Below are 1024 nucleotides of genomic sequence, written 5' to 3'. Positions count from 1 at the left end.
CTAGGTCCTGTTTCATAAGGCGTTGAGCCACTGGTTGATCGCGGCGATGACGATGACGGCTTCGTAGCGTACGGCGAGTTTGTCGTAGCGGGTTGCCATGCCGCGGTTGCCTTTGAGCAGGTTGATGCCGCACTCCACAGCATGACGCAGCCGGTAGGACGCAGGGTCGAAGACAGGCGGGCGGCCTCCCTTCGATCCCTTGGCCCTGCGGTGGGCGTCCTGGTCGGCCTTGCTCGGAATGCACGCCTTGATCCCACGCCGGCGCAGATGAGTCCGGTTGGCCTTGCTGGTGTAGGCCTTGTCAGCCAGGACCCGATCCGGGCGGGTCCTGGGCCGGCCACCGCCGAGGCGGGCCACCCGGATCTTGCCCAGCACCGGGATGAACTGCGGGCTGTCGCCCCGCTGACCGGCGGTCACCACCGCAGCCAGCAGCTTGCGGCCCTGCTCGCAAGCCAGATGGGTCTTGGTGGTCAGCCCGCCGCGTGAACGCCCCAGCGCGTGATCGGCCGGCTCGCTGTGCACGCCGCCGGGTGGTTCCTTTTGCAGGTGGCCGTTCCGGCGTGCTCCGGCCGCGTGCTGGTGAGCCCGGGTGATGGTGGAGTCCACGCTCACCGTCCACTCGATCTTCCCGGCGGCGTCCGCGCACGCCTGCAAGGCGGCCAGGATCTGTGCCCAGATCCCTTCCCGCTGCCAGCGCCGGAACAAGCCGTACACGGTGAACCAGTGGCCGTAGCAGGCAGGAACGTCCCGCCACGGCGCCCCGGTCCGGATCCGCCACCGGATCCCGTCGATCAATTGCCGCCTGCTCCACTTCGGCGGACGTCCCTTGCCCGATGCGGCAGGCAGATGCGGCTCCAGCGCCGCCCACTGCGCGTCAGTGAGGTCGTGCCGCCTCGTCACCACTACGCTGGTCACGAGGTCTCCGGTATTTCGTTCTTCTTGGTCGTTGAACCAACTACCGGAGACCTCTTCGTTCAACGATCACCGACACGCCTCACACGCGACCTTTCGAAACACGGCCTAG

1 protein-coding gene is annotated in these 1024 nt (G+C 67.3%); it reads right to left on the bottom strand.

Features of this window, described 5'->3' with window-relative positions; all coding sequences use genetic code 11:
* Positions 1-12 precede the first annotated feature (12 nt).
* A complete protein-coding gene (locus tag ACIBQ6_RS50720) occupies positions 13-900 on the bottom strand; it encodes an IS5 family transposase (protein WP_397219632.1) in 888 nt (295 codons plus the stop codon).
* Between the last annotated feature and the right edge of the window lie 124 nt (positions 901-1024).

The sequence above is a fragment of the Nonomuraea sp. NPDC049655 genome, from assembly GCF_044465465.1.
In the GTDB taxonomy this organism is placed as follows: Bacteria; Actinomycetota; Actinomycetes; order Streptosporangiales; family Streptosporangiaceae; genus Nonomuraea.
Note: the sequence above shows the minus strand (reverse complement) of the source record. Positions and strands in the feature narration are given on the sequence as shown.